The following is an 18450-nucleotide window of genomic DNA, read 5'->3' on the forward strand; positions in this document are numbered from 1 at the left end:
TTCTTCCGATGCCACCTGTTGGCATGCATCGAGTCATGAATTATCGCAAACTGCTGCAGTTACCGCAAAACTGTGCGCGCCATCTGTTCAATCATCAGCTTAGCTGGCTTGGGCTGGCTGCCAGCCTGCCCTTGTTCGGCATGGTCACTGCCTTTGCCGTGGCACCAGGCACGGCAACACCACCCGCCGTCTCACAGCCGCTGATCACGCAGCAGTTGGCGCTGCCCACCTTCAACTTTAGCCAGAGCGACACCCGCTACTGGCGTCACGAAACCGTCAGGCGCGGCGACAGCATTGCCAGGGTATTGAATCGGCTGGGCATCAGCGATACCGATGCGCGGCATTTTCAGGCCAATAGTACCTTGTCACGCGAGCTGCTGCGCCTGCAGCCCGGTGCCACCCTTGCCGTAGAGACCAATGACGCCGGTGCATTATTCAGCCTGCAGTTTCTGCATGATGATGAGAATGGCGAAAAAATACTGGTTCTGGCCCGTCAGCGTGATGGTCGCTGGCAAGCCAGTGCCGATCCTGCTGCGACCGAAACCATGGACAGTCTGCATGCATTGACCATCCGCCATGATGCCCTTGCCGAACTGAAGGCCGCCGGCCTGGGGCCGGACATCATCGCCCAGTTGGCGGATATTTTTGCCGATCGCGTCAATCTCGCCGAGCTGCAGGCTGGCGACAGCATTGCACTGGTGCATGAGAGCCTGCTGCATGCCGGCAGCCCGATTGCCAATGGCAATATCATGGCAGCCCACATCCGGCAGCGCGGCAAGATCCACCAAGCCTTCCGCTTTGCGCACGACAGCGAAAGCGGCAGCTATTACGACGCCAACGGCATGGCATTGAAGCAGGGTTTGGCCATGGCACCACTAAGCAATCCACGCATCAGCTCCGGCTTCGGAACCCGCTACCATCCATTGCTGCACAGCATCCGCCAGCATCAAGGCATCGATTACGCCGCGGCATCCGGCACCCCGGTGCGGGCGCCAGCAGTGGGCACCATCGTCAGCATCGACACGCAGAATGGCTATGGCAAGGTCCTCACCCTGCGCCATAATGCCAAGCTGACCACGCTTTATGCACATCTGCAGCGCTTTGCACCCGGCATCAGGGCTGGGCAGCAGGTACAGGCCGGCCAGTTGCTGGCCTATGTCGGCAACACCGGGCGCAGCACGGGGCCGCATCTGCATTTTGAAACCCGCCTGAATGGCTTGGCGGTAGATCCGGCCACTGCGATTTTGCCGGCACCGGCGCTGGCTGGCCGACAAAAGGCGGATTTCATCGCCAGCAGCAGGCAGTGGCAGGCCAAGCTGGCGCTGTTGCAAGCAACGCCGGCCAATATTGCGCAATTGGATTCTTGAGAAGACCTACTGAAATGACGGAACGCTATATAGGATTGATGTCGGGAACCAGCCTGGATGGCGTGGATGCCGTTTTGCTGTGCATGGATGAACACGGACGCCCCCATGTGGAAGCGGACAGCTTCCTGCCCTTCCCCGACTCGATCAAGCAGCAGGTACTGGCGTTGCAGGCAGTGGGCAATAACGAACTGGACCGCGCCGCCCAACTGGGCAATGCGCTGGCCCGACTGTATGCCGAAGTGGTGGCCCGTCTGCTGGCTGCTTGTGCGCTACCTGCTGCCGCCATCCGTGCCATCGGCTGCCATGGCCAGACCATTCGCCACGCCCCGCACGAGGGCTACACCTTGCAGATCGGCAACGCCGCACTGCTCGCCGAACTGAGCGGCATTGATGTGATTGCTGATTTCCGCAGCCGCGATGTGGCTGCCGGCGGACATGGCGCACCACTGGTGCCGGCATTTCATCAGGACATCTTTGCCAGTGATGCTGAAAACCGGGTCATCCTGAACATTGGCGGCATCAGCAACCTGACCCGCCTGGCCAAGAACTTGCCGACATGCGGCTTTGATTGCGGTCCGGGCAATATGCTGCTGGATGCCTGGTGCCAGCTACATACTGGCGCGGCATATGATGCCGATGGCAATTGGGCTGCCAGCGGCCAGTTGCATCCAGCCTTGCTGCAACAGATGTTGGCCGATGCCTACTTCCGGCAGCAGCCCCCCAAGAGCACGGGCAGGGATCTGTTCAGCCTAGAATGGCTGCAGCAGCAACTGGCAACACAGCCGCCCATTGCGCCGCAGGATGTCCAACACAGCTTGCTGCAGCTCACCGCCATCAGCATTGCGCATGACATCCATCGTTACTGCCCGGATACCGCCAGTATTTATGTGTGCGGTGGCGGCGCACTGAACCGGGCCTTGATGCAGGCACTGCAACAGCAACTGCCGGCCATCGCCATTCACAGCACGGCAGAAATCGGCCTGCCGGCCAATCAGGTGGAAGCCGCCGCCTTCGCCTGGCTGGCATGGCGCTTCTGTCATCGCTTGCCGGCCAACCTGCCGGAAGTCACGGGTGCCGCCGGATTGCGGGTGCTGGGCGCACTCTACCCGGCGTAAACATGCAAATGCAGCATGCCGCTGACAACTGCCGACACGCCAGACAGGCTTGTCAGGCTATAATCACCCACTGTCATAGCCCATAACGAGAAAAATGCGACTTTTCAAAAGAAAGGCCGTCGTCAAGAACAGCCAGACGCCATTGCCGCCCAAACTAGCCAGTCTGCTGCGTGAAGCCTGGTGGCTGCTGATGGCAGTGGCTGCGGTCTACCTGGTGCTAGTACTGGCCAGCTATTCGGCACAAGACCCTTCCTGGTCCCACAGCTCCTCCGACCCTACCGTGCGCAACTACGGCGGGGCCTTTGGTGCCTGGCTGTCAGACATGCTGCTGTATATTTTTGGCCTGTCCGCCTGGTGGCTGGTGGTGTTTTGCCTGGTTGCCATTGCCTGGGGCTATCGCCGCATGGAAACACTGGGCTTCCGCCTGAATCCGATGACGCTGGCCGCCATGGGAGGCTTTTTTTTGCTGCTGCTTTCCAGCTCCAGCGTGGAAGGCATCGTTCTGTCAGGCAAACAGCTAAACCTGCCGCTGGCACCTGGCGGCATGCTGGGCCACTGGCTGGGTAAGGCGCTGAGTCACGGGCTGGGCCAGTCCGGGGCCTACCTGCTGCTGTCAGTGACTGGAGCAATCGGTTTTTCATTGTTTACCGGCCTGTCCTGGCTGGACATCATGGAAAAGATCGGTGGCACGCTGGAGGATGCCGTACTCAAGTTGTGGCATGGCTGGCAGGCGCGCAAGGACCGGGAAATCGGCCGGGAAACCGCCCAGCAGCGTGAGGCCAAGGTCAGCACGGAAAAGAAAAAGCAGGAAGACAAGACCCCGGTACGCATCGAGGCCACGCTCAGTGAAGTCCCGCTCTCGCCCAAGGCGCAAAAGCCGGTGCAGCAATCGCTGTTTGCAGATCCAGCCAGTGGCGAGCTGCCGGGACTGAGCTTGCTGGAGGCACCCAAGGATCAGCACGAACCGGTTTCTGCTGAAACCGTGGAGTACACCTCGCGCCTGATTGAGCGCAAGCTGGCGGACTTTGGTGTGGATGTAAAAGTGATTGCCGCCTACCCGGGGCCGGTGATTACCCGCTATGAAATCGAACCGGCCGTCGGTGTCAAAGGTGCGCAAATCGTCAATCTGATGAAAGACCTGGCACGCGCACTGTCACTGGTGTCGGTACGGGTGGTGGAAACCATACCGGGCAAGACCTATATGGGCTTGGAGCTGCCCAACCCCAAACGCCAGATTGTGCGGCTGTCGGAAATCATCGGCTCGGATGGCTACCAGAACATGACTTCCCGCCTGGCCATTGCCGTGGGCAAGGACATTGCCGGCCAACCGGTCACCGTTGATCTGGCCAAGATGCCGCATGTGCTGGTAGCGGGCACGACTGGCTCTGGCAAATCGGTAGCCATCAATGCCATGATTCTGTCCTTGCTGTACAAATCCACCGCGCGCGAAGTCCGGCTGATCATGGTGGACCCCAAGATGCTGGAACTGTCGGTGTATGAAGGCATTCCGCACCTGCTGGCCCCGGTAGTCACCGATATGAAACAGGCCGCCAACGCGCTTAACTGGTGCGTGGGCGAGATGGAACGGCGCTACCGCCTGATGTCCAAACTGGGCGTGCGTAATCTGGCGGGCTACAACCAGAAGATCAAGGACGCGGAAAAGACCGGCGAGAAAATCCCCAACCCCTTCAGCCTGACGCCGGAAACCCCGGAGCCACTGGACACCCTGCCACTGATCGTGGTGGTTATCGACGAGCTGGCCGACCTGATGATGGTGGCCGGCAAGAAAATTGAAGAGCTGATCGCCCGTCTGGCACAGAAGGCCCGCGCCGCCGGCATTCATTTGATTCTGGCCACCCAGCGCCCGTCGGTGGATGTGATTACCGGCCTGATCAAGGCCAACATCCCCACCCGCATTGCCTTCCAGGTATCCAGCAAGATCGACAGCCGCACCATTCTGGACCAAATGGGGGCCGAAGCCCTGCTGGGACAAGGTGACATGCTTTACCTGCCACCAGGTTCCGGCTACCCCAATCGCGTGCATGGGGCCTTTGTGGCTGACGATGAAGTGCATCACGTGGTGGAATTCCTGAAAACCACCGGCGAGCCGGATTATATCGACGGCATACTTAGCGGCCAGGCCGAAGCCGATGAAGCCGGCACGCCCGCTGGCGGCGATGTCGATGGCAGCGGTGAAGCCGACCCGCTATATGACGAAGCCGTGGCCATTGTGGTGAAAACCCGCAAAGCCTCGATTTCCTCGGTACAGCGTCACCTGCGCATCGGCTACAACCGTGCCGCGCGCTTGATAGAACAGATGGAAAGCGCCGGATTGGTTTCCGCCATGGAAACCAATGGCAACCGGACCGTGCTGGCCCCCGCCAGGGATGACTGACACGGCCCGCCCGGCAAATCACTCAACGACACCATGACTGCCGGCCACTGTGCCGGCAGCTTTCACCTGAACAGGTAGCGAGAACCCCATGTCCGGATACCTTCCAGAACCACCTTTCTCTCATGACAGCCAAGCCAGCACCGGCATCCTGCTGATCAATCTGGGTACGCCCGAAGCCCCCACCGGCAAGGCACTGCGCCCGTATCTCAAGCAGTTCCTGTCCGATACCCGCGTCATTGAAATCCCCAAAGCCATCTGGTGGCTGATTCTCAATGGCATCATCCTCAATACCCGGCCCAAACAGTCGGCAGAAAAATACGCCAGCATCTGGACCAAGGACGGCTCACCGCTGCTGGTAAATACCCGCAAGCAGACCGCCCTGCTCAAGGGCCTGCTGGGTGAGCGCGGACTGCGGAATGTGGTGGTGGACTACGCCATGCGCTATGGCAACCCTTCCGTGGAGTCGGTCATCACGCAGATGCGTGCCAAGGGCGTGGACAAACTGCTGGTGCTGCCCTTGTATCCACAATATGCCGGCTCATCCAGCGCCACAGCGCTGGATGAAGTGTTCCGGGTGCTGATGAAGTTGCGCAACATGCCCACGCTGCGCACGGTGCGTCACTTCCACGACGATCCGGGCTACATCGACGCCCTCGCCCAGCAAGTGCAAGCACATTGGCAGCAAAATGGCCGTGCGCAAAAGTTGCTGATGAGCTTTCATGGCGTGCCACGCTTTACCCTGGACAAAGGGGACCCTTATCACTGCGAATGCCTGAAGACCGGTCGCCTGCTGGCAGAACGTCTGGGACTGACCAAGGAGCAATACGTCATCAGCTTTCAAAGCCGCTTTGGTCGTGCGGAATGGCTGCAACCCTATACCAGCGCCACATTCGAGCAACTGGGCAAGCAAGGCTGCCAATCGCTGGACGTGATATGCCCGGGCTTTGTCGGGGACTGCCTGGAAACACTGGAAGAAATTGCCATGGAGGGAAAACACACCTTCCAGCATGCCGGCGGTGGTGAATTCCGATACATCCCCTGCCTGAATGACAGCCCGCACTGGATTGCCGCACTGGCCGACCTGGTGGAGAAAAATCTTCAAGGCTGGCAGGAAGTTATAGAACAAGATGCCACACTCCGCCAGCAGCGCGCACAAGCCCTTGGAGCCTCTTGTTAAGGGCGATAAAAATAAATTGCGGGGCAACGAATAAACCCCGTTGACACCCGCGCAAACTGCTCCCCATAATCAGCGCAACTGATGGCCATTCCAAAAGAATGGACTGAATCAGTAATGGGTAAAGTCTGAATTTTAATCGGACTACTCGCAGAGATCGCCAAGTCTACATAGATAAGATCAGGGGAAATAAAATATGAATAAGTATGCTCGTCTGAGCCTCATCGCTGCTGCTGCCATGACCCTGGCCGCCTGCGGCAAACAAGAGCAACCGGCTGCCGGTGCCGCCTCCGCTCCTGCAGCCGCTGCTGCCGGTGGTGACGTAACCGTGAAGATCGGTCAGGTATCCCCGATGTCTGGCCCGATCTCGCATCTGGGCAAGGATAATGAATTTGGTGCCAAGCTGGCCATTGAAGACCTGAACGCCGAAGGCGTTGAGATCGGTGGCAAGAAAGTCAAATTCGAACTGGTTTCCGAAGATGACCAGGGTGATCCGAAAATCGGCACCCAGGTTGCACAACGCCTGGTTGACGCCGGTGTTGTCGGTGTAGTGGGTCACTTGAACTCCGGCACCACCATCCCGGCCTCCAAGATTTACTCCGACGCCGGCCTGCCGCAAATCTCCCCGTCCGCCACCAACCCGGACTACACCAAGCAAGGCTTCAAAACCACCTTCCGCGTAATTGCCAACGACGTACAACAAGGTACTGCGCTGGGTCAATTTGCTGCTGACGGCCTGAAAGCCAAGAAGGTTGCCATTATTGACGACCGTACCGCCTACGGTCAGGGCTTGGCTGACGAGTTCGAAAAAGCCGTCAAGGCCAAGGGTCTGGAAGTGGTGAAGCGTGAATTTACCACCAACACCGCTACCGACTTCAACGCCATTCTGACTTCCATCAAGGCCACCAAGCCGGACGTCATCTTCTACGGCGGCATGGACGCACAAGCCGGCCCGCTGGCCAAGCAAATGTCCCGCCTGGGCATCAAGGCCAAACTGATGGGTGGCGATGGCTGGCAGACTCCGGAATTCATCAAGCTGGCTGGCGAAGCCGCTGAAGGTCAACTGTCCTCCAGTTGCGGCGTACCGCGTGACAAGATGCCGGGTTTTGCTGCCTTCAACGACAAGTTCAAGGCCAAGTTCAACACCGAAGTACAGATCTACGCTCCGTATGAGTACGATGCCGTACGTGTACTGGTTGATGCCATGAAGCGCGCCAAGTCCACCGATCCCAAGGTATACCTGCCGGAAGTTGGCAAGACCGACTACACCGGCGTTACCGGCAAGATCTCCTTTGACGACAAGGGCGACATCAAGAACGGTGCCGTTACCGTTTACCAAGTCAAGAACGGCAAGTGGGAAGTGGTCTCCACCGTTGGCGGCGCACCGGCAGCAGCCAGCGCAGCGCAGTAAGTTCTGCTCCACCTCTGAAAAAGCGCAGCCTAGGCTGCGCTTTTTTTCATTTCCGACATGACAATGACTCGGCCGTATTGACTGCGATCTGATCTGGATCAGCCACAAAGGTTGACGAAATGCGGCAGAACAACAAAAATGTGCAAGTCAGTGGCGTCGATTGTATCCATTCGGTGCCATCAACAGACCCCACCACCCCCGGGGTGTGCTGACATGAAATGCCAAAAGCTTTCGTGGCGAATGACCCTCATCAAATTCTAATTAGACCAGGGCATTTCCATGTATCTCCCACGTATTACCCTTATCACTGCCGCCGTGCTGGCACTGACCGCCTGCGGCAAGCAGGACGCTGCCACTTCGCAACAAAACGCCTCTGCCGCCGCAGCCAGCACCGATGCCGTGGTCGTGAAGATCGGCTCTGCCAATCCGCTGACCGGCCCGTTTGCGCACTGGGGCCGCGATGCCGACAATGGCGTCAAGCTGGCTGCCGAAGAAGCCACCGCTGAAAACCTGAAACTGGACGGCAAGCCGGTCAAGTTCGAAGTGGTTTCGGAAGATGACCAGGCCGACCCGAAAACCGCCACCCAGGTGGCACAACGCTTTGTGGACAACAAGGTTGCCGGCGTAATCGGCCACCTGACCTCAGGCGCAGCCATTCCGGCATCCAAAATCTATTCGGACGCAGGCATTCCGATGATTGCCGGTTCGGTTACCAGCCCCAAGTTCACTGAGCAAGGCTTCAAGAACACCTTCCGCATCATTGCCAACGACCAGCAGCAGGGACAGGCGCTGGCCAAGTTTGCCGTGGGCGATCTGAAGCGTAGCCGCATTGCCATCATTGACGATCGCACCACCTATGGTCAGGGCCTGGCGGATGACTTTGCCAAATCGGTAGAAGCTGCCGGCGGCAAGGTAATCAAGCGCGAATTCACCACCAACAGCGCCACCGACTTCATGGCCATTCTCACCTCCATCAAGGGTGAGAAGCCTGATTTGGTATTCTACGGCGGCATGGACGCACAAGCCGGCCCGATGGTCAAACAGATGCGCAAACTGGGCATCACCGCCGACTACATGGGTGCTGACGGTGTGAATACCGCCGAATTCGCCAAACTGGGTGGCAAGGATGCCGAAGGCAGCTATGCCTCCAGCGCCGGCGCACCCAAGGAAAGCATGCCCGGCTTTGCAGCATTCAACGACAAGTTCAAGAAGCGCTTCAATGCCGACATCCAGGCCTATGCGCCTTACACCTATGACGCCACCCGCGTGCTGATTGAAGCCATGAAGCGTGCCGGCTCTGCCGATCCGGCCAAGTACCTGCCGGAAATCGCCAAGACCAAGCTGCAAGGCGTGACCGGCGACATCGCCTTCGACCCGAAAGGCAATATTGTCAACGGTACCGTTTCGCTGTATCAGCTGAAGAACGGCAAGTGGGAATCGGTAGCCAAGCCGGCTGCCGCAAGCGCAGCACAATAGCATAGGGGCATCCGCCCTGAGTGAGTGAAACAAACGCCACGTGTCACCCGCGTGGCGTTTGTTCGTATGGCGGACAAGTCAACCTAATACCCTGGCCAAATACGCCTTGCACTCTGCCGCTGACAGGGTGTCAATCAAGGCCTTGCTGCATTAATGCCCGCATATACCCCATGGCAAACGCCATTCCTGCATGCCACGGAGCAGCGCAACTCATTTGCGGCGAATGATCGGGAATGAGAACACCATCAAACTGGTATTTCTGCAAAATACGCAGCACACGTGCCATATCAATATCACCTTCATCAATAAAGGTTTCATGGTAATGCGGCACCCGCCCATGCACATTGCGAAAATGGATATAGCATATGGCACCCTGGCTGACATACTGCTCTACCGCGCGATAAATATCGCCTTCCGACATTTCTGCTACCGTTCCTAGACAAAATTCCAAGGCATTCGCTTTGCTTGGATAAATATCCAGCAATTTCTGATAAAGATATGGTTGATAAACCAGACGCGGCTGACCACGCACCTCCTCTAGTGGAGGGTCGTCCGGATGAGCAGCCAGTCGAACGCCCGCCTGCTCGGCAACAGGTATAATTTCCCTCAAGAAGTACTCCAGCCTTTGCCATAGCTGTTCCTGGCTGGTTGCAGGCCAGAAGCCTTGCGCCTCCGGGTCAACCAGCATATTCCATGCCATGCTGCGCGGCAGAAGGCTATCTGTTTGTTTACTGCGCCCCTCCAAACCCACCGTTTGCGCTCCCCCGCGAGCCTTGTTACCAATAACCCGCCCAGCGACACCAGAAAGACTAAAGTTGTAACCGAATACCGGAATGCCTGCCTCTCCAACGTTACGAATAATCTGTTTGACTACTTCCATCTGCTCCAGCTTGCGCGGCCCATCGAATAAAATATGATGCCAATGTGCCGGCTCAAAATTTTCAATTGCATAAAATACCAGGCCATGGCTTTCAATTTGCTGCCGAATCGCCAGCAACTCATCCACAGTCCAGATAACAGGCTCGGACACCCCCCAGCCCTGCTGGTCACCTATTGGCTGATCAGTTTTTGAAAAAGTTTGACTGCCGCGAAAATAATCCGCCATATGCACAACAATATGGGTAGCGCCACATTGCCGCGCAAAATCGAAATGTTTTTCATCCAGCATATGCCGATATAGTCCAAAACCCAGTTTCATCGTTAATCTCCTCTACTCCTGCGTCGTAAACTCAAGCGGCTTGACAAAAAAGGCAACACTCAGTGCGCCGCCGATGGCAATGCCAGCTGCCAAGAAAAAAGCACTATGATAAGAGCCCGTCCACTCAATCAAATAGCCAGTAATGGCAGGTCCCAAAATGCCAGCAATATTGGCAAGGGCATGCACAAGACCACCTACCATCCCTATATTCCCCTGTGCAACCGTATCTTGCAAAATAGCCCAATAGGTAGTGGCGGATAAATACATAAAGAATAGACCGCACGCCATCATAACAACTGCCTGCGCTGCGCTTTGCGCACTACCAGATAGTGCGACAAAAACAGCAGCACTCCCCAAACAACTGACTAATACAATTTTGCGTGACAATAATGGCTTCCCTGTTTTTCGCATGATATGGTCGCAAAGAAACCCACCCAGCCCCATGCCCAGACAACCGAGCAGCCACGGAATGGTGCTGACAATACTCATTTCCTTTAGATCAAGATGTTGTGTTGACGACAGAAAACTGGGAAACCAGGACATAAAAAAGAAAAGAATATAATTCAATCCAAAAAATGCAAATGCCGTAGCAAGGATGGTTGGCTGCTTAAGATAAAAAGACAATGGCAGTGAAGCACCGGCGAATACCTGATCCTGTGATTGATATTTTCGAATATAGTCAAGCTCATCAGCATCGATCATGGGATGTTCTTGTGGTTTATCAGTAGCAATGCCTCGCCACCCAAGTAGCCATACAAATCCGAGTAGTGCAATAATAAAAAACGATACTCTCCAGCCAAATGTAATTGCCAGCATACCTACCGCCGGGCCGGCAATTGCCCCACCCAATGGATTGCCCACGGTAGCCATCCCAATGGCGCTGGCCACTTCACGTTTGGGAAACCAATTATTGATCATTTTATTGACCGTTGTGGAAAATGGACCTTCACCCGCACCGAATAAAATACGAATCACCACCATGGAAATAAAACCGGTGGCCACGCCAATCAATGCACAAAATGTTGACCAGCATGCCATGCTCACGCTCAGAACCAATTTCGGTCCCCAGCGATCTGCTGCATAACCACCCGCAAGATTAAACACGGCGTAGCCAATTGAGAAACTACTAAACACCAGACCAAGCTGGCTGGGTGTTAATGCCAACTCCTTGGCAAACATCGGGGCTGCAATTGCAAATGCAGATCGATCAAGATAATTGATTGCCCCGCCCAAGGATAAGAAAAAAACAATGTACCAGCGTACTTTTGTCATGACTGCTCCATTGACGTTCTTGCTACACAGTTCTACATCACCCCAAAGCGATGGTATGCTTCAACGGTAGCCATGCCTTGATCAATTGCATTGCGAACATGATTTTCAGCACGAACCTTTTCCAGAGCCAAATGAATGACTTCGCGTTCGATGGTCTGCGGTATAAGTAATACACCATCACGATCTGAAAACACCAAATCTCCTGGATGAATGACAATATGATCAACTTCAATTGACACACGATAATCCAGTACCTTTCCCCGTACTTTTTGATCTTGCGCATAAGAACCATAAGAAAAAACAGGGAAATTCATGGATAATATTTCTTGCGTATCACGGGAGTAACCATTCAGAATGGCACCGGCAGCCTTTAAGTACTTTGCACGGGCCGTCATCAAACCACCCCATAAGGCATACTTGGGCGAAGCGCCGGCAGCGATATATACCTCTCCGGCTTTAAGACTATCCAATGCCTCAAACATCAGGCCGAAGTCCTTGCCAGCAAGCGGGCCAGGTGAATCAGCCATCATGGCAGCCGGATAATCTGCCTCCAGCACTGGCATCGCACGCCCAGCAATAACCATATCCGGATGCAGTGGCCGGAGTGTCTGACTCAGAAATTGATGTCGATAGCCCATTTCATCCAGAATATCCCCAGCAACGGCAGGGAATAATTCTTGTTTCATCAGGGAAAATAATTCCATATCAGTAGACCAAGGCATCAGCATCCTCTCTTTAACATGTCCGCCTGTAAGACAGGTTATGGTCATGAAAAATAAGGTGCAATTGGCTAATGGGACAGATAAACAATCAAGGAGAGACTGCGCGGAGCTGAATATTTTGCCAGTTGCTAAAACAAGTAAAATATAAGCAACATAAAAGGTTACTCATATTTATATGGCAAAACGTTCTCAACCCGCTTCTGAAAAATGGAAAAGACAACATTATCAGCACAGGTTAGCAATTATTTGCTCAACCTCATTGACAAGCGCCAGCTTATTCCAGGAATGGAAGTACCCAGCGAAATGCAGTTGATTGATACCTTGGGCGTCAGTCGTGGCGTGATTCGCGAAGCATTTTGCTCGCTTTCCACTCTTGGGATTCTGGAGATCAGCAGCGGAAAGCGCCCACGAGTCGATAGATGCAAACCGACGGCCATGGAAACGATTTTCCGTAATGCGATGGCAACACAGCAGATATCGGCACAACAAATTCTTGATGTTCGTTGTGCATTGGAGATGGGATGTGCCGAACAGGCGGCGCAGTGCGGTTCAGCAGAGGATTTCTTCACCTTGCAACAGCAGATGAAAATGCTGCGCCATACGCTTGGTGATCATGAACAATTCATTCTGCAGGACAGTTTGTTTCACTTGCAAATTGCCAAAGCATCCGGCAATCCGCTCTATTCATTGATGATTGAAGCATTGCGCACGCCGCTGGCCAGCTCCATTTCTGCTGGATTGGATGCGCGCGATGTCAGTCCTGACTGGGAGTCAATCATTCAATTGCATCAATATATTGTCGATGCGATATGCGACCGCGACCCCGCAGCGGCCAAGCTGGCAGTCGCCCGTCATTTTGCATCAGCGACGCAAGCCTTGCGGGATGCAGCATGCCGCAGCGACACTGCGCCGTAGTATTAATATATGCAGGAGAGCCACCTGCAGCAGTTTGCAGGCGGCTTGATCAAAGACGGGCTGCTCAGTCGCGAAAAACCACCGTCTGCCGCGTCATGGATGCCATGGCCGCTTTCTGGATGTCTTCTGACAACAGCATGGCCGCATTCCAGGTGGCGACATGATTCAGGCTGTCTGCCACGCTGTGATCGCGGGCGTAATTCAGCATTTCCTTGCTGCCCCGTACGGCCAGCGGCGACTTGCTGGCGATTAACGCCGCCGACGCCATGGCCGCGGCCAGCACCCCGTCAGCATCAGGCAGCAGGCGGTTAACCAGACCAATGCGCAGCGCCTCCTCTGCCGCCACATCTCGCCCGGTGAGGGCCATCTCCCTTGCCACGCCCTGCCCGACCACGCCTGGCAAACGCTGCAGCGTCCCGACGTCTGCCACCATGCCGATATCCACTTCGCGCACGCCAAATACCGCATCTGCAGCCGCAAAGCGGAAGTCCGCCGCCAGCGCAATATCCAGCCCGCCGCCAAGGCAGGCACCATGTATGGCCGCCACCACCGGCTTGCGACAGCGCTCCAGGCTGGACACATTGTCCTGCAGTTGCAGAATCAGCCGACGCAGTTTTTCACGCTGCCGACCTTCGCATTCATTAGCAATCGCGCCCTGAATACCCATCAGCATGGATAGATCAATGCCGGAACAAAAATGCTTGCCATGACCAGCCAGCACCACCGCACGCACCGCAGGCTCGGCATCCGCCCACTCCATCACCGATTGCAGCTCCTGCCACATGGTCTGGTTCAATGCATTGGCCTTGTCGGCGCGATTGAAGCGCACCAGTGCCACCTTATCCTCTACGCCAACATCAAATGTCTGCCATTGCATGTTTGGGCTCCTTTATTGAGGGCGCTTCTTGGGCACCCATGCCCACACCATTTCGCAGATAACCGGTGACTCCCCCGATTCGTCTGTTACGCTGACATCAACCAGCACATCACCCTTGTCGGTGTCGTACATGGCGTGAATCTGCGCGTCGCTCAGTGTGGCCACAGCGCGCATATTGCCCTGCGCGCGCTTGATGTAATTCACCTTCATCGACTTGAGCAGCATCAGCTTGTCATCCGGCACGTTCATGCCCACGACAAAGCCACTGGCGGTCTCGGCCAGCAGTGCCATGGCCGCGGCATGTACGCCCTTGATATGGTTTTGCACCTTGCGCTGGTTGCGAATGGAAACAGTCAGGCTGCTATGCCCCACCTGCTCAAAGCGAATGCCGGATGTGGACAGAAAAGGAACCAGCCGCCCAAACAGCAGGGACAAGACCCTGCTGCGCATACCGACCGGCAACTTGCCTACCTTGTCGGCAATGCGACTCATGCTGTTTTTTTGATAATCCATGCGTGTTAGCCCTCTGTTTTATGTCATGGAAGTGAAGCATCCAGGCCCAGCAAGGCCCGGATCTGGATTTTCAGCGCGTCGATCACTGCCTGGTCGGTACGCGCCAGTTGCAAGCCGCCCTGCAGGGCGGCCAGCATCAACAGGCCCATGGCTTCCGGCGTGCCGGCATAGCGCATGCTGCCATCAGCCCGCCCGCGCGCAGCAATGCTGACCGCCCAGTCACGCATTTCATCGACAAAGGCATTGGCTTCCTGCTGCATTTCCTGTGGCAGGGTCTGGTATTCGGTCGTCAGGATGCCGCTGGGACAAATTTGCTGGTCACGCTCGAAATAGGCATCGGTCAGCGTGTAATAGCGCTCCAGTTGCTCGGCAGGTGTCAAGGCCAGCTGCGCTTCGATAAAGCGCTGGAAGCGACGGCGGTAACGCTGGATCAGCGCCACGCCAAGGTCGGTTTTCTTGGGGTAATGGTAGTGAATGGCAGCATTACGCACGCCCAGTACCGAACTGATGTGCTGATAGCTGAAAGCATTGTAGCCACGCGTCAGCAGCAGCTCCTCGGCAATGTCGAGAATGCGCTTGCGGGTATCGCTTTTGGTATCGGTGGCAGGTTTCATCAGCAAACTTTACTTACTGGTTAGTAAGGTGTCAATCGAATGGCTCCAAAGCTGGACAGGCATGGCATATCGGTTATGATGGAAGGCATTTGGCCAACCCTGAGACCGGACCTTTTCCGATGCGACTCAAATTCAGCAAGATGCATGGCCTGGGCAATGACTTCATGGTAATTGACGGTGTCAGACAAACCGTCTCCCTCGATACCGACAGAATTCGCCAACTTGGCAACCGCCACTTCGGCATCGGCTTTGATCAGCTGCTGCTGGTGGAATCCCCCCAGGAAGAAAACAACGATTTTCGCTACCGCATTTTCAATAATGACGGCAGTGAAGTGGAGCAATGCGGCAACGGCGCACGCTGTTTTGCCAAGTTTGTCTGCGACCAGAAACTGACCAACAAGAAGGCCATCCGGGTGGAAACCGCCAAAGGCGTGATCGTTCCGGAATACCTGGGCCAGAACCAGGCGATTGTCGACATGGGCGTGCCACGCTTCCGGCCCGTGGACATCCCCTTTGTTGCCGAAGGCGACGCCATCACCTACCCGCTGGATACCGGCGGCTACAGTTGCGACATCAGCGTGGTATCAATGGGGAACCCGCACGCCGTGCAGGTGGTCGATAATGTCGACACCGCGCCGGTCAAGGAACTGGGTGCCCTGATTGAAATTCATCATCGCTTTCCGGAGAAGGTCAACGCCGGCTTCATGCAGATTGTTTCGCGGCAGGAAATCCGCCTGCGCGTCTTTGAGCGCGGTGCCGGCGAAACCCTGGCCTGCGGCACCGGGGCCTGCGCTGCGGTTGTGGCTGGCATCCGCCGCGGCCTGCTGGACAGCAAGGTGCTGGTGCATACCCGCGGTGGCGACCTGCAAATCGAATGGCATGGCGATGGTCAGCCCGTACGCATGACTGGTCCGGCCATGACGGTATTCCAAGGCGAAATCGAAGTCTGAACTGCCAAGGCGCGCATGCGCCGCACAAGGAGAATGTTGATGCAAAGCGAAGAGGTTCTGGCCTTTCTGGATAGCCATCCGGATTTCCTGCAGCACCATGCCGAGCGCTTTGGTCTGCGCGGCCAGATGGCGCAGGACCGGGTGGTGGTTTCACTGGCAGACCGCCAGATGCTGGAACTGAAAGACCGCAACCGCCAGTTGGAAGCCCGCCTGCATCAACTCATCCGCCACGGCGAAGCCAATGACCAGATCATCCATAGTGCGCACCGGCTGTCGCTGATGCTGCAGCGCTGCCTGAACCTGCAGCAGATTGCGGATGGTCTGGCCAGTTGCTTCCATCAGGATTTTGCACTGGATCGCATGGCACTGCGCCTGTGGCACCCGGCAGCCGAATCCTCACCCTTGTACAATGCGCGCCATGAAGTCCAGGCATTGGCGCGCAATCTGTCCGCCCCCTACTGCGGCCCTTATGTCAATGATGAAGTGCTGGGCTGGTTCCCGGCCACGCCGGTACTGCAATCATTCAGCCAGATACCGCTGACCGATGCCAGCGGCAGCGCATTCGGCTTGCTGGTACTTGCCAGCGATGACGCTCAACGCTTCACCTTCGACATGCATACACACTACCTGGCCCAAATGGGTGAAATCATTTCCGCAGCGCTGCTGCGCGTGCTGGGACAGGCATGACCGCAACCATCGGGGGCTGGACCATCATTCTGCTGCTGGCCGCATATTTGCTGCACATCCTGTGGCGACAGATCGCTGCACGCAGCCCGGTTGCCATTGCAGCTTTTGTTGCAGGCTATTTCCTGCTGGCTACGACCATCCGTCTGACCGAGCCCTATCACCTGCTGCGCCCCATCTGGCTACCCTTCGTTTACAGCTACATCTGGCTGGCAATCTCGGCGGCCATCTGGTTGCCCGCCGCCGTCAGTGCCGGCAGGCGAGGCCTGAGCTTTCCGGCCGAATCTCCGCGCATCACCGCCCTGCTGATCTCCCAGCTTACATTGGGCCTGGGCTGCCTGCTGACTTCTCCATTCCTGCAATGGCGTCCGATGGCAGCCTACATCATGATGCCGCCGATGATTGTGATCATCAGCTATCTGCTGTACCGCCTGTTCCTGCTGGCCCTGCTGCGCAGCAAATGGGCTGGCTTGTCATGGGGCATGCTGCTTTTGAGCACCTTGCTGTCGCCACTGGCATGCAGTGTGCTGGGCGGATGGCTGGCTCCTTATCTGCTTGGCTGGACCTAAGCATTCCTGATATGAAAAAACCGGCAGATGCCGGTTTTTTCATTTATCCCAAGACAAAACTATCTCAAGACAAAACGCATACCCGAAGACAAGACTCAGGCCAGACTGCGCCCCAGCGTGGTGGCCAGCGCGGATAGCTGCTGCATCAGCAGGGCGAACTCGCCAGGATTAAGTGCTTGCTCGCCATCACACCAGGCATTGGCCGGGTCCGGGTGGATGTCCAGCATCAGGCCATCCGCCCCGGCCGCCAGCGCCGCTTTGGCCAGTGCGGGCACCATCCATGCTTTTCCTGCGGCATGACTGGGGTCGACAATCACCGGCAGATGGGTTTCCCGCTTCATCACGGCAATGGCTGAGAGGTCCAGCATGTTGCGATAAGACGTTTCGAAACTGCGTACGCCACGCTCACAGAAAATAATGTTGTGATTGCCACCGGCGGCAATGTACTCCGCGGCCATCAGCCACTCACTCAAGCTGGAAGACGGCCCGCGCTTCAGGATCACCGGCTTGTTGATGCGCCCAACTTCCTTGAGCAGGCCGACATTCTGCATATTGCGTGCGCCAATTTCGATGACATCCACATCATATTCAAGGAAGGTATCCAGCAGGCGCACATCCAGTAATTCGCTGACCATGGGCAGGCCCTGGCGGCGCGCCTCCTGCTGCAGGATCTCCAGCCCCTCCACGCCAACGCCCTGGAAGGCATAGGGGCTGGTACGCGGCTTGAACGCACCGCCGCGCAGCAGTTTGCCGCCATGCTGACGCACCATCTGGGCCGACAGCGCCATCTGTTCCGGCGTTTCCACGGCAGCCGGGCCGGCAATCACATGAATGGCAGGACCGCCGATAGAAAGCCCACGAACCTGCACCACGCTGTCGGCCGGATGCACTTCACGCGACACAATGCGGTACTCCCTGACTACCCGCATCGCCCGCTCCACGCCCGGCAACAGGGCAAAGGCGTCCGGGCTGAATACCCGCTCATCCCCCACCGCGCCAATAATGGTGCGCTCGGTACCACGGGAGACATGCTCGCTCAGGCCCGCGGCACGAATCTTGTCGACTACGGCCTGAATCTGCTCATCCTGTGCGTAACGGGTCATCACGATAATCATGCTTTGTTCCTGCAAAAGGGATTGGGGCGCTCAGCTCCGCATCACGGCGGACATCAGATTTTAGCAGAAGCGGCAGCACGGCG

At 56.5% G+C, this 18450-nt stretch carries 17 protein-coding genes; 10 read left to right on the plus strand and 7 right to left on the minus strand.

Annotated elements, in window-relative coordinates:
• The first annotated feature begins 35 nt into the window (after window positions 1-35).
• The 6 genes from DLM_RS09060 to DLM_RS09085 all read left to right on the plus strand — a co-directional run bounded on the left by DLM_RS09060 (window position 36) and on the right by DLM_RS09085 (window position 8938).
• Window positions 36-1367 carry a M23 family metallopeptidase gene (locus tag DLM_RS09060; protein ID WP_089083377.1) on the plus strand — a complete coding sequence of 444 codons (1332 nt, stop codon included), beginning with the start codon at window positions 36-38 and terminating at the stop codon, window positions 1365-1367.
• A 14-nt stretch (window positions 1368-1381) separates the two neighbouring features.
• Window positions 1382-2482: an anhydro-N-acetylmuramic acid kinase gene (locus DLM_RS09065; protein ID WP_089083376.1), complete on the plus strand. Its 1101-nt coding sequence runs from the start codon at window positions 1382-1384 to the stop codon at window positions 2480-2482.
• 94 nt (window positions 2483-2576) lie between these two features.
• A complete protein-coding gene (locus DLM_RS09070) occupies window positions 2577-4877 on the plus strand; it encodes a DNA translocase FtsK (RefSeq protein ID WP_089083375.1) in 2301 nt (766 codons plus the stop codon).
• Between the two features lie 88 nt (window positions 4878-4965).
• A complete protein-coding gene (hemH, locus tag DLM_RS09075; protein WP_089083374.1) occupies window positions 4966-6054 on the plus strand; it encodes a ferrochelatase in 1089 nt (362 codons plus the stop codon).
• A 193-nt stretch (window positions 6055-6247) separates the two neighbouring features.
• Window positions 6248-7462: a branched-chain amino acid ABC transporter substrate-binding protein gene (locus DLM_RS09080; protein WP_089083373.1), complete on the plus strand. Its 1215-nt coding sequence runs from the start codon at window positions 6248-6250 to the stop codon at window positions 7460-7462.
• A gap of 279 nt (window positions 7463-7741) precedes the next feature.
• A complete protein-coding gene (locus DLM_RS09085; protein ID WP_089083372.1) occupies window positions 7742-8938 on the plus strand; it encodes a branched-chain amino acid ABC transporter substrate-binding protein in 1197 nt (398 codons plus the stop codon).
• A 130-nt stretch (window positions 8939-9068) separates the two neighbouring features.
• Here the strand turns inward: DLM_RS09085 and DLM_RS09090 are convergent, their stop codons facing one another.
• Genes DLM_RS09090 through DLM_RS09100 form a run of 3 tightly spaced genes read right to left on the minus strand, consistent with a single transcriptional unit; the run spans window position 9069 to window position 12094 of the window.
• The gene (locus DLM_RS09090) at window positions 9069-10136 is read right to left on the minus strand and encodes a mannonate dehydratase (RefSeq protein ID WP_089083371.1); all 1068 of its coding nucleotides are present in this window, start codon (window positions 10134-10136) and stop codon (window positions 9069-9071) included.
• Between the two features lie 12 nt (window positions 10137-10148).
• On the minus strand, window positions 10149-11408 hold the full coding sequence (locus DLM_RS09095; protein ID WP_089083370.1) for an MFS transporter: 1260 nt from the start codon (window positions 11406-11408) through the stop codon (window positions 10149-10151).
• A gap of 32 nt (window positions 11409-11440) precedes the next feature.
• Entirely contained in the window at window positions 11441-12094 is a 654-nt protein-coding gene (locus DLM_RS09100; protein WP_197715543.1) for an RraA family protein, read from the minus strand.
• A 243-nt stretch (window positions 12095-12337) separates the two neighbouring features.
• Between DLM_RS09100 and DLM_RS09105 the strand changes: the two genes are divergently transcribed.
• Complete coding sequence (locus tag DLM_RS09105) at window positions 12338-13045, plus strand: FadR/GntR family transcriptional regulator (protein ID WP_089083369.1); 708 nt, start codon at window positions 12338-12340, stop codon at window positions 13043-13045.
• A 64-nt stretch (window positions 13046-13109) separates the two neighbouring features.
• Here the strand turns inward: DLM_RS09105 and DLM_RS09110 are convergent, their stop codons facing one another.
• From DLM_RS09110 to DLM_RS09120, 3 genes are read right to left on the minus strand one after another with little or no spacing between them, the layout of a single operon-like run.
• Window positions 13110-13922, minus strand: a complete 813-nt coding sequence (locus DLM_RS09110) for a crotonase/enoyl-CoA hydratase family protein (protein WP_089083368.1) — start codon at window positions 13920-13922, stop codon at window positions 13110-13112.
• 12 nt (window positions 13923-13934) lie between these two features.
• Window positions 13935-14435, minus strand: coding sequence for a DUF4442 domain-containing protein (locus DLM_RS09115; protein WP_089083367.1), 501 nt, complete (start codon window positions 14433-14435; stop codon window positions 13935-13937).
• A 23-nt stretch (window positions 14436-14458) separates the two neighbouring features.
• Window positions 14459-15049 carry a TetR/AcrR family transcriptional regulator gene (locus DLM_RS09120; protein ID WP_089083539.1) on the minus strand — a complete coding sequence of 197 codons (591 nt, stop codon included), beginning with the start codon at window positions 15047-15049 and terminating at the stop codon, window positions 14459-14461.
• 119 nt (window positions 15050-15168) lie between these two features.
• Between DLM_RS09120 and dapF the strand changes: the two genes are divergently transcribed.
• The 3 genes from dapF to DLM_RS09135 are packed head-to-tail and all read left to right on the plus strand — an operon-like array spanning window position 15169 to window position 17252.
• The gene (dapF, locus tag DLM_RS09125; protein WP_089083366.1) at window positions 15169-15999 is read left to right on the plus strand and encodes a diaminopimelate epimerase; all 831 of its coding nucleotides are present in this window, start codon (window positions 15169-15171) and stop codon (window positions 15997-15999) included.
• Between the two features lie 39 nt (window positions 16000-16038).
• Window positions 16039-16686 (plus strand): DUF484 family protein, encoded by a 648-nt coding sequence (locus DLM_RS09130; RefSeq protein ID WP_089083365.1) that lies wholly within the window; start codon window positions 16039-16041, stop codon window positions 16684-16686.
• Window positions 16683-17252 carry a hypothetical protein gene (locus DLM_RS09135; RefSeq protein ID WP_089083364.1) on the plus strand — a complete coding sequence of 190 codons (570 nt, stop codon included), beginning with the start codon at window positions 16683-16685 and terminating at the stop codon, window positions 17250-17252. The genes DLM_RS09130 and DLM_RS09135 overlap by 4 nt, the downstream gene beginning before the upstream one ends.
• A 95-nt stretch (window positions 17253-17347) precedes the next feature.
• Here DLM_RS09135 and aroF read toward each other — a convergent pair whose 3' ends face one another.
• Window positions 17348-18367, minus strand: a complete 1020-nt coding sequence (aroF, locus tag DLM_RS09140; protein ID WP_089083363.1) for a 3-deoxy-7-phosphoheptulonate synthase — start codon at window positions 18365-18367, stop codon at window positions 17348-17350.
• Window positions 18368-18450: the final 83 nt, after the last annotated feature.

Origin of the sequence: Aquitalea magnusonii (assembly GCF_002217795.2) — a bacterium.
GTDB lineage: Bacteria > Pseudomonadota > Gammaproteobacteria > Burkholderiales > Chromobacteriaceae > Aquitalea > Aquitalea magnusonii_B.

Coding starts and splice junctions, on each gene's coding strand:
- DLM_RS09060 (WP_089083377.1), top strand. CDS start 36: ATGAATTATCGCAAACTGCTGCAGTTACCGCAAAACTGTGCGCGCCAT.
- DLM_RS09065 (WP_089083376.1), top strand. CDS start 1,382: ATGACGGAACGCTATATAGGATTGATGTCGGGAACCAGCCTGGATGGC.
- DLM_RS09070 (WP_089083375.1), top strand. CDS start 2,577: ATGCGACTTTTCAAAAGAAAGGCCGTCGTCAAGAACAGCCAGACGCCA.
- hemH (WP_089083374.1), top strand. CDS start 4,966: ATGTCCGGATACCTTCCAGAACCACCTTTCTCTCATGACAGCCAAGCC.
- DLM_RS09080 (WP_089083373.1), top strand. CDS start 6,248: ATGAATAAGTATGCTCGTCTGAGCCTCATCGCTGCTGCTGCCATGACC.
- DLM_RS09085 (WP_089083372.1), top strand. CDS start 7,742: ATGTATCTCCCACGTATTACCCTTATCACTGCCGCCGTGCTGGCACTG.
- DLM_RS09090 (WP_089083371.1), bottom strand. CDS start 10,136: ATGAAACTGGGTTTTGGACTATATCGGCATATGCTGGATGAAAAACAT.
- DLM_RS09095 (WP_089083370.1), bottom strand. CDS start 11,408: ATGACAAAAGTACGCTGGTACATTGTTTTTTTCTTATCCTTGGGCGGG.
- DLM_RS09100 (WP_197715543.1), bottom strand. CDS start 12,094: ATGAAACAAGAATTATTCCCTGCCGTTGCTGGGGATATTCTGGATGAA.
- DLM_RS09105 (WP_089083369.1), top strand. CDS start 12,338: ATGGAAAAGACAACATTATCAGCACAGGTTAGCAATTATTTGCTCAAC.
- DLM_RS09110 (WP_089083368.1), bottom strand. CDS start 13,922: ATGCAATGGCAGACATTTGATGTTGGCGTAGAGGATAAGGTGGCACTG.
- DLM_RS09115 (WP_089083367.1), bottom strand. CDS start 14,435: ATGGATTATCAAAAAAACAGCATGAGTCGCATTGCCGACAAGGTAGGC.
- DLM_RS09120 (WP_089083539.1), bottom strand. CDS start 15,049: ATGAAACCTGCCACCGATACCAAAAGCGATACCCGCAAGCGCATTCTC.
- dapF (WP_089083366.1), top strand. CDS start 15,169: ATGCGACTCAAATTCAGCAAGATGCATGGCCTGGGCAATGACTTCATG.
- DLM_RS09130 (WP_089083365.1), top strand. CDS start 16,039: ATGCAAAGCGAAGAGGTTCTGGCCTTTCTGGATAGCCATCCGGATTTC.
- DLM_RS09135 (WP_089083364.1), top strand. CDS start 16,683: ATGACCGCAACCATCGGGGGCTGGACCATCATTCTGCTGCTGGCCGCA.
- aroF (WP_089083363.1), bottom strand. CDS start 18,367: ATGATTATCGTGATGACCCGTTACGCACAGGATGAGCAGATTCAGGCC.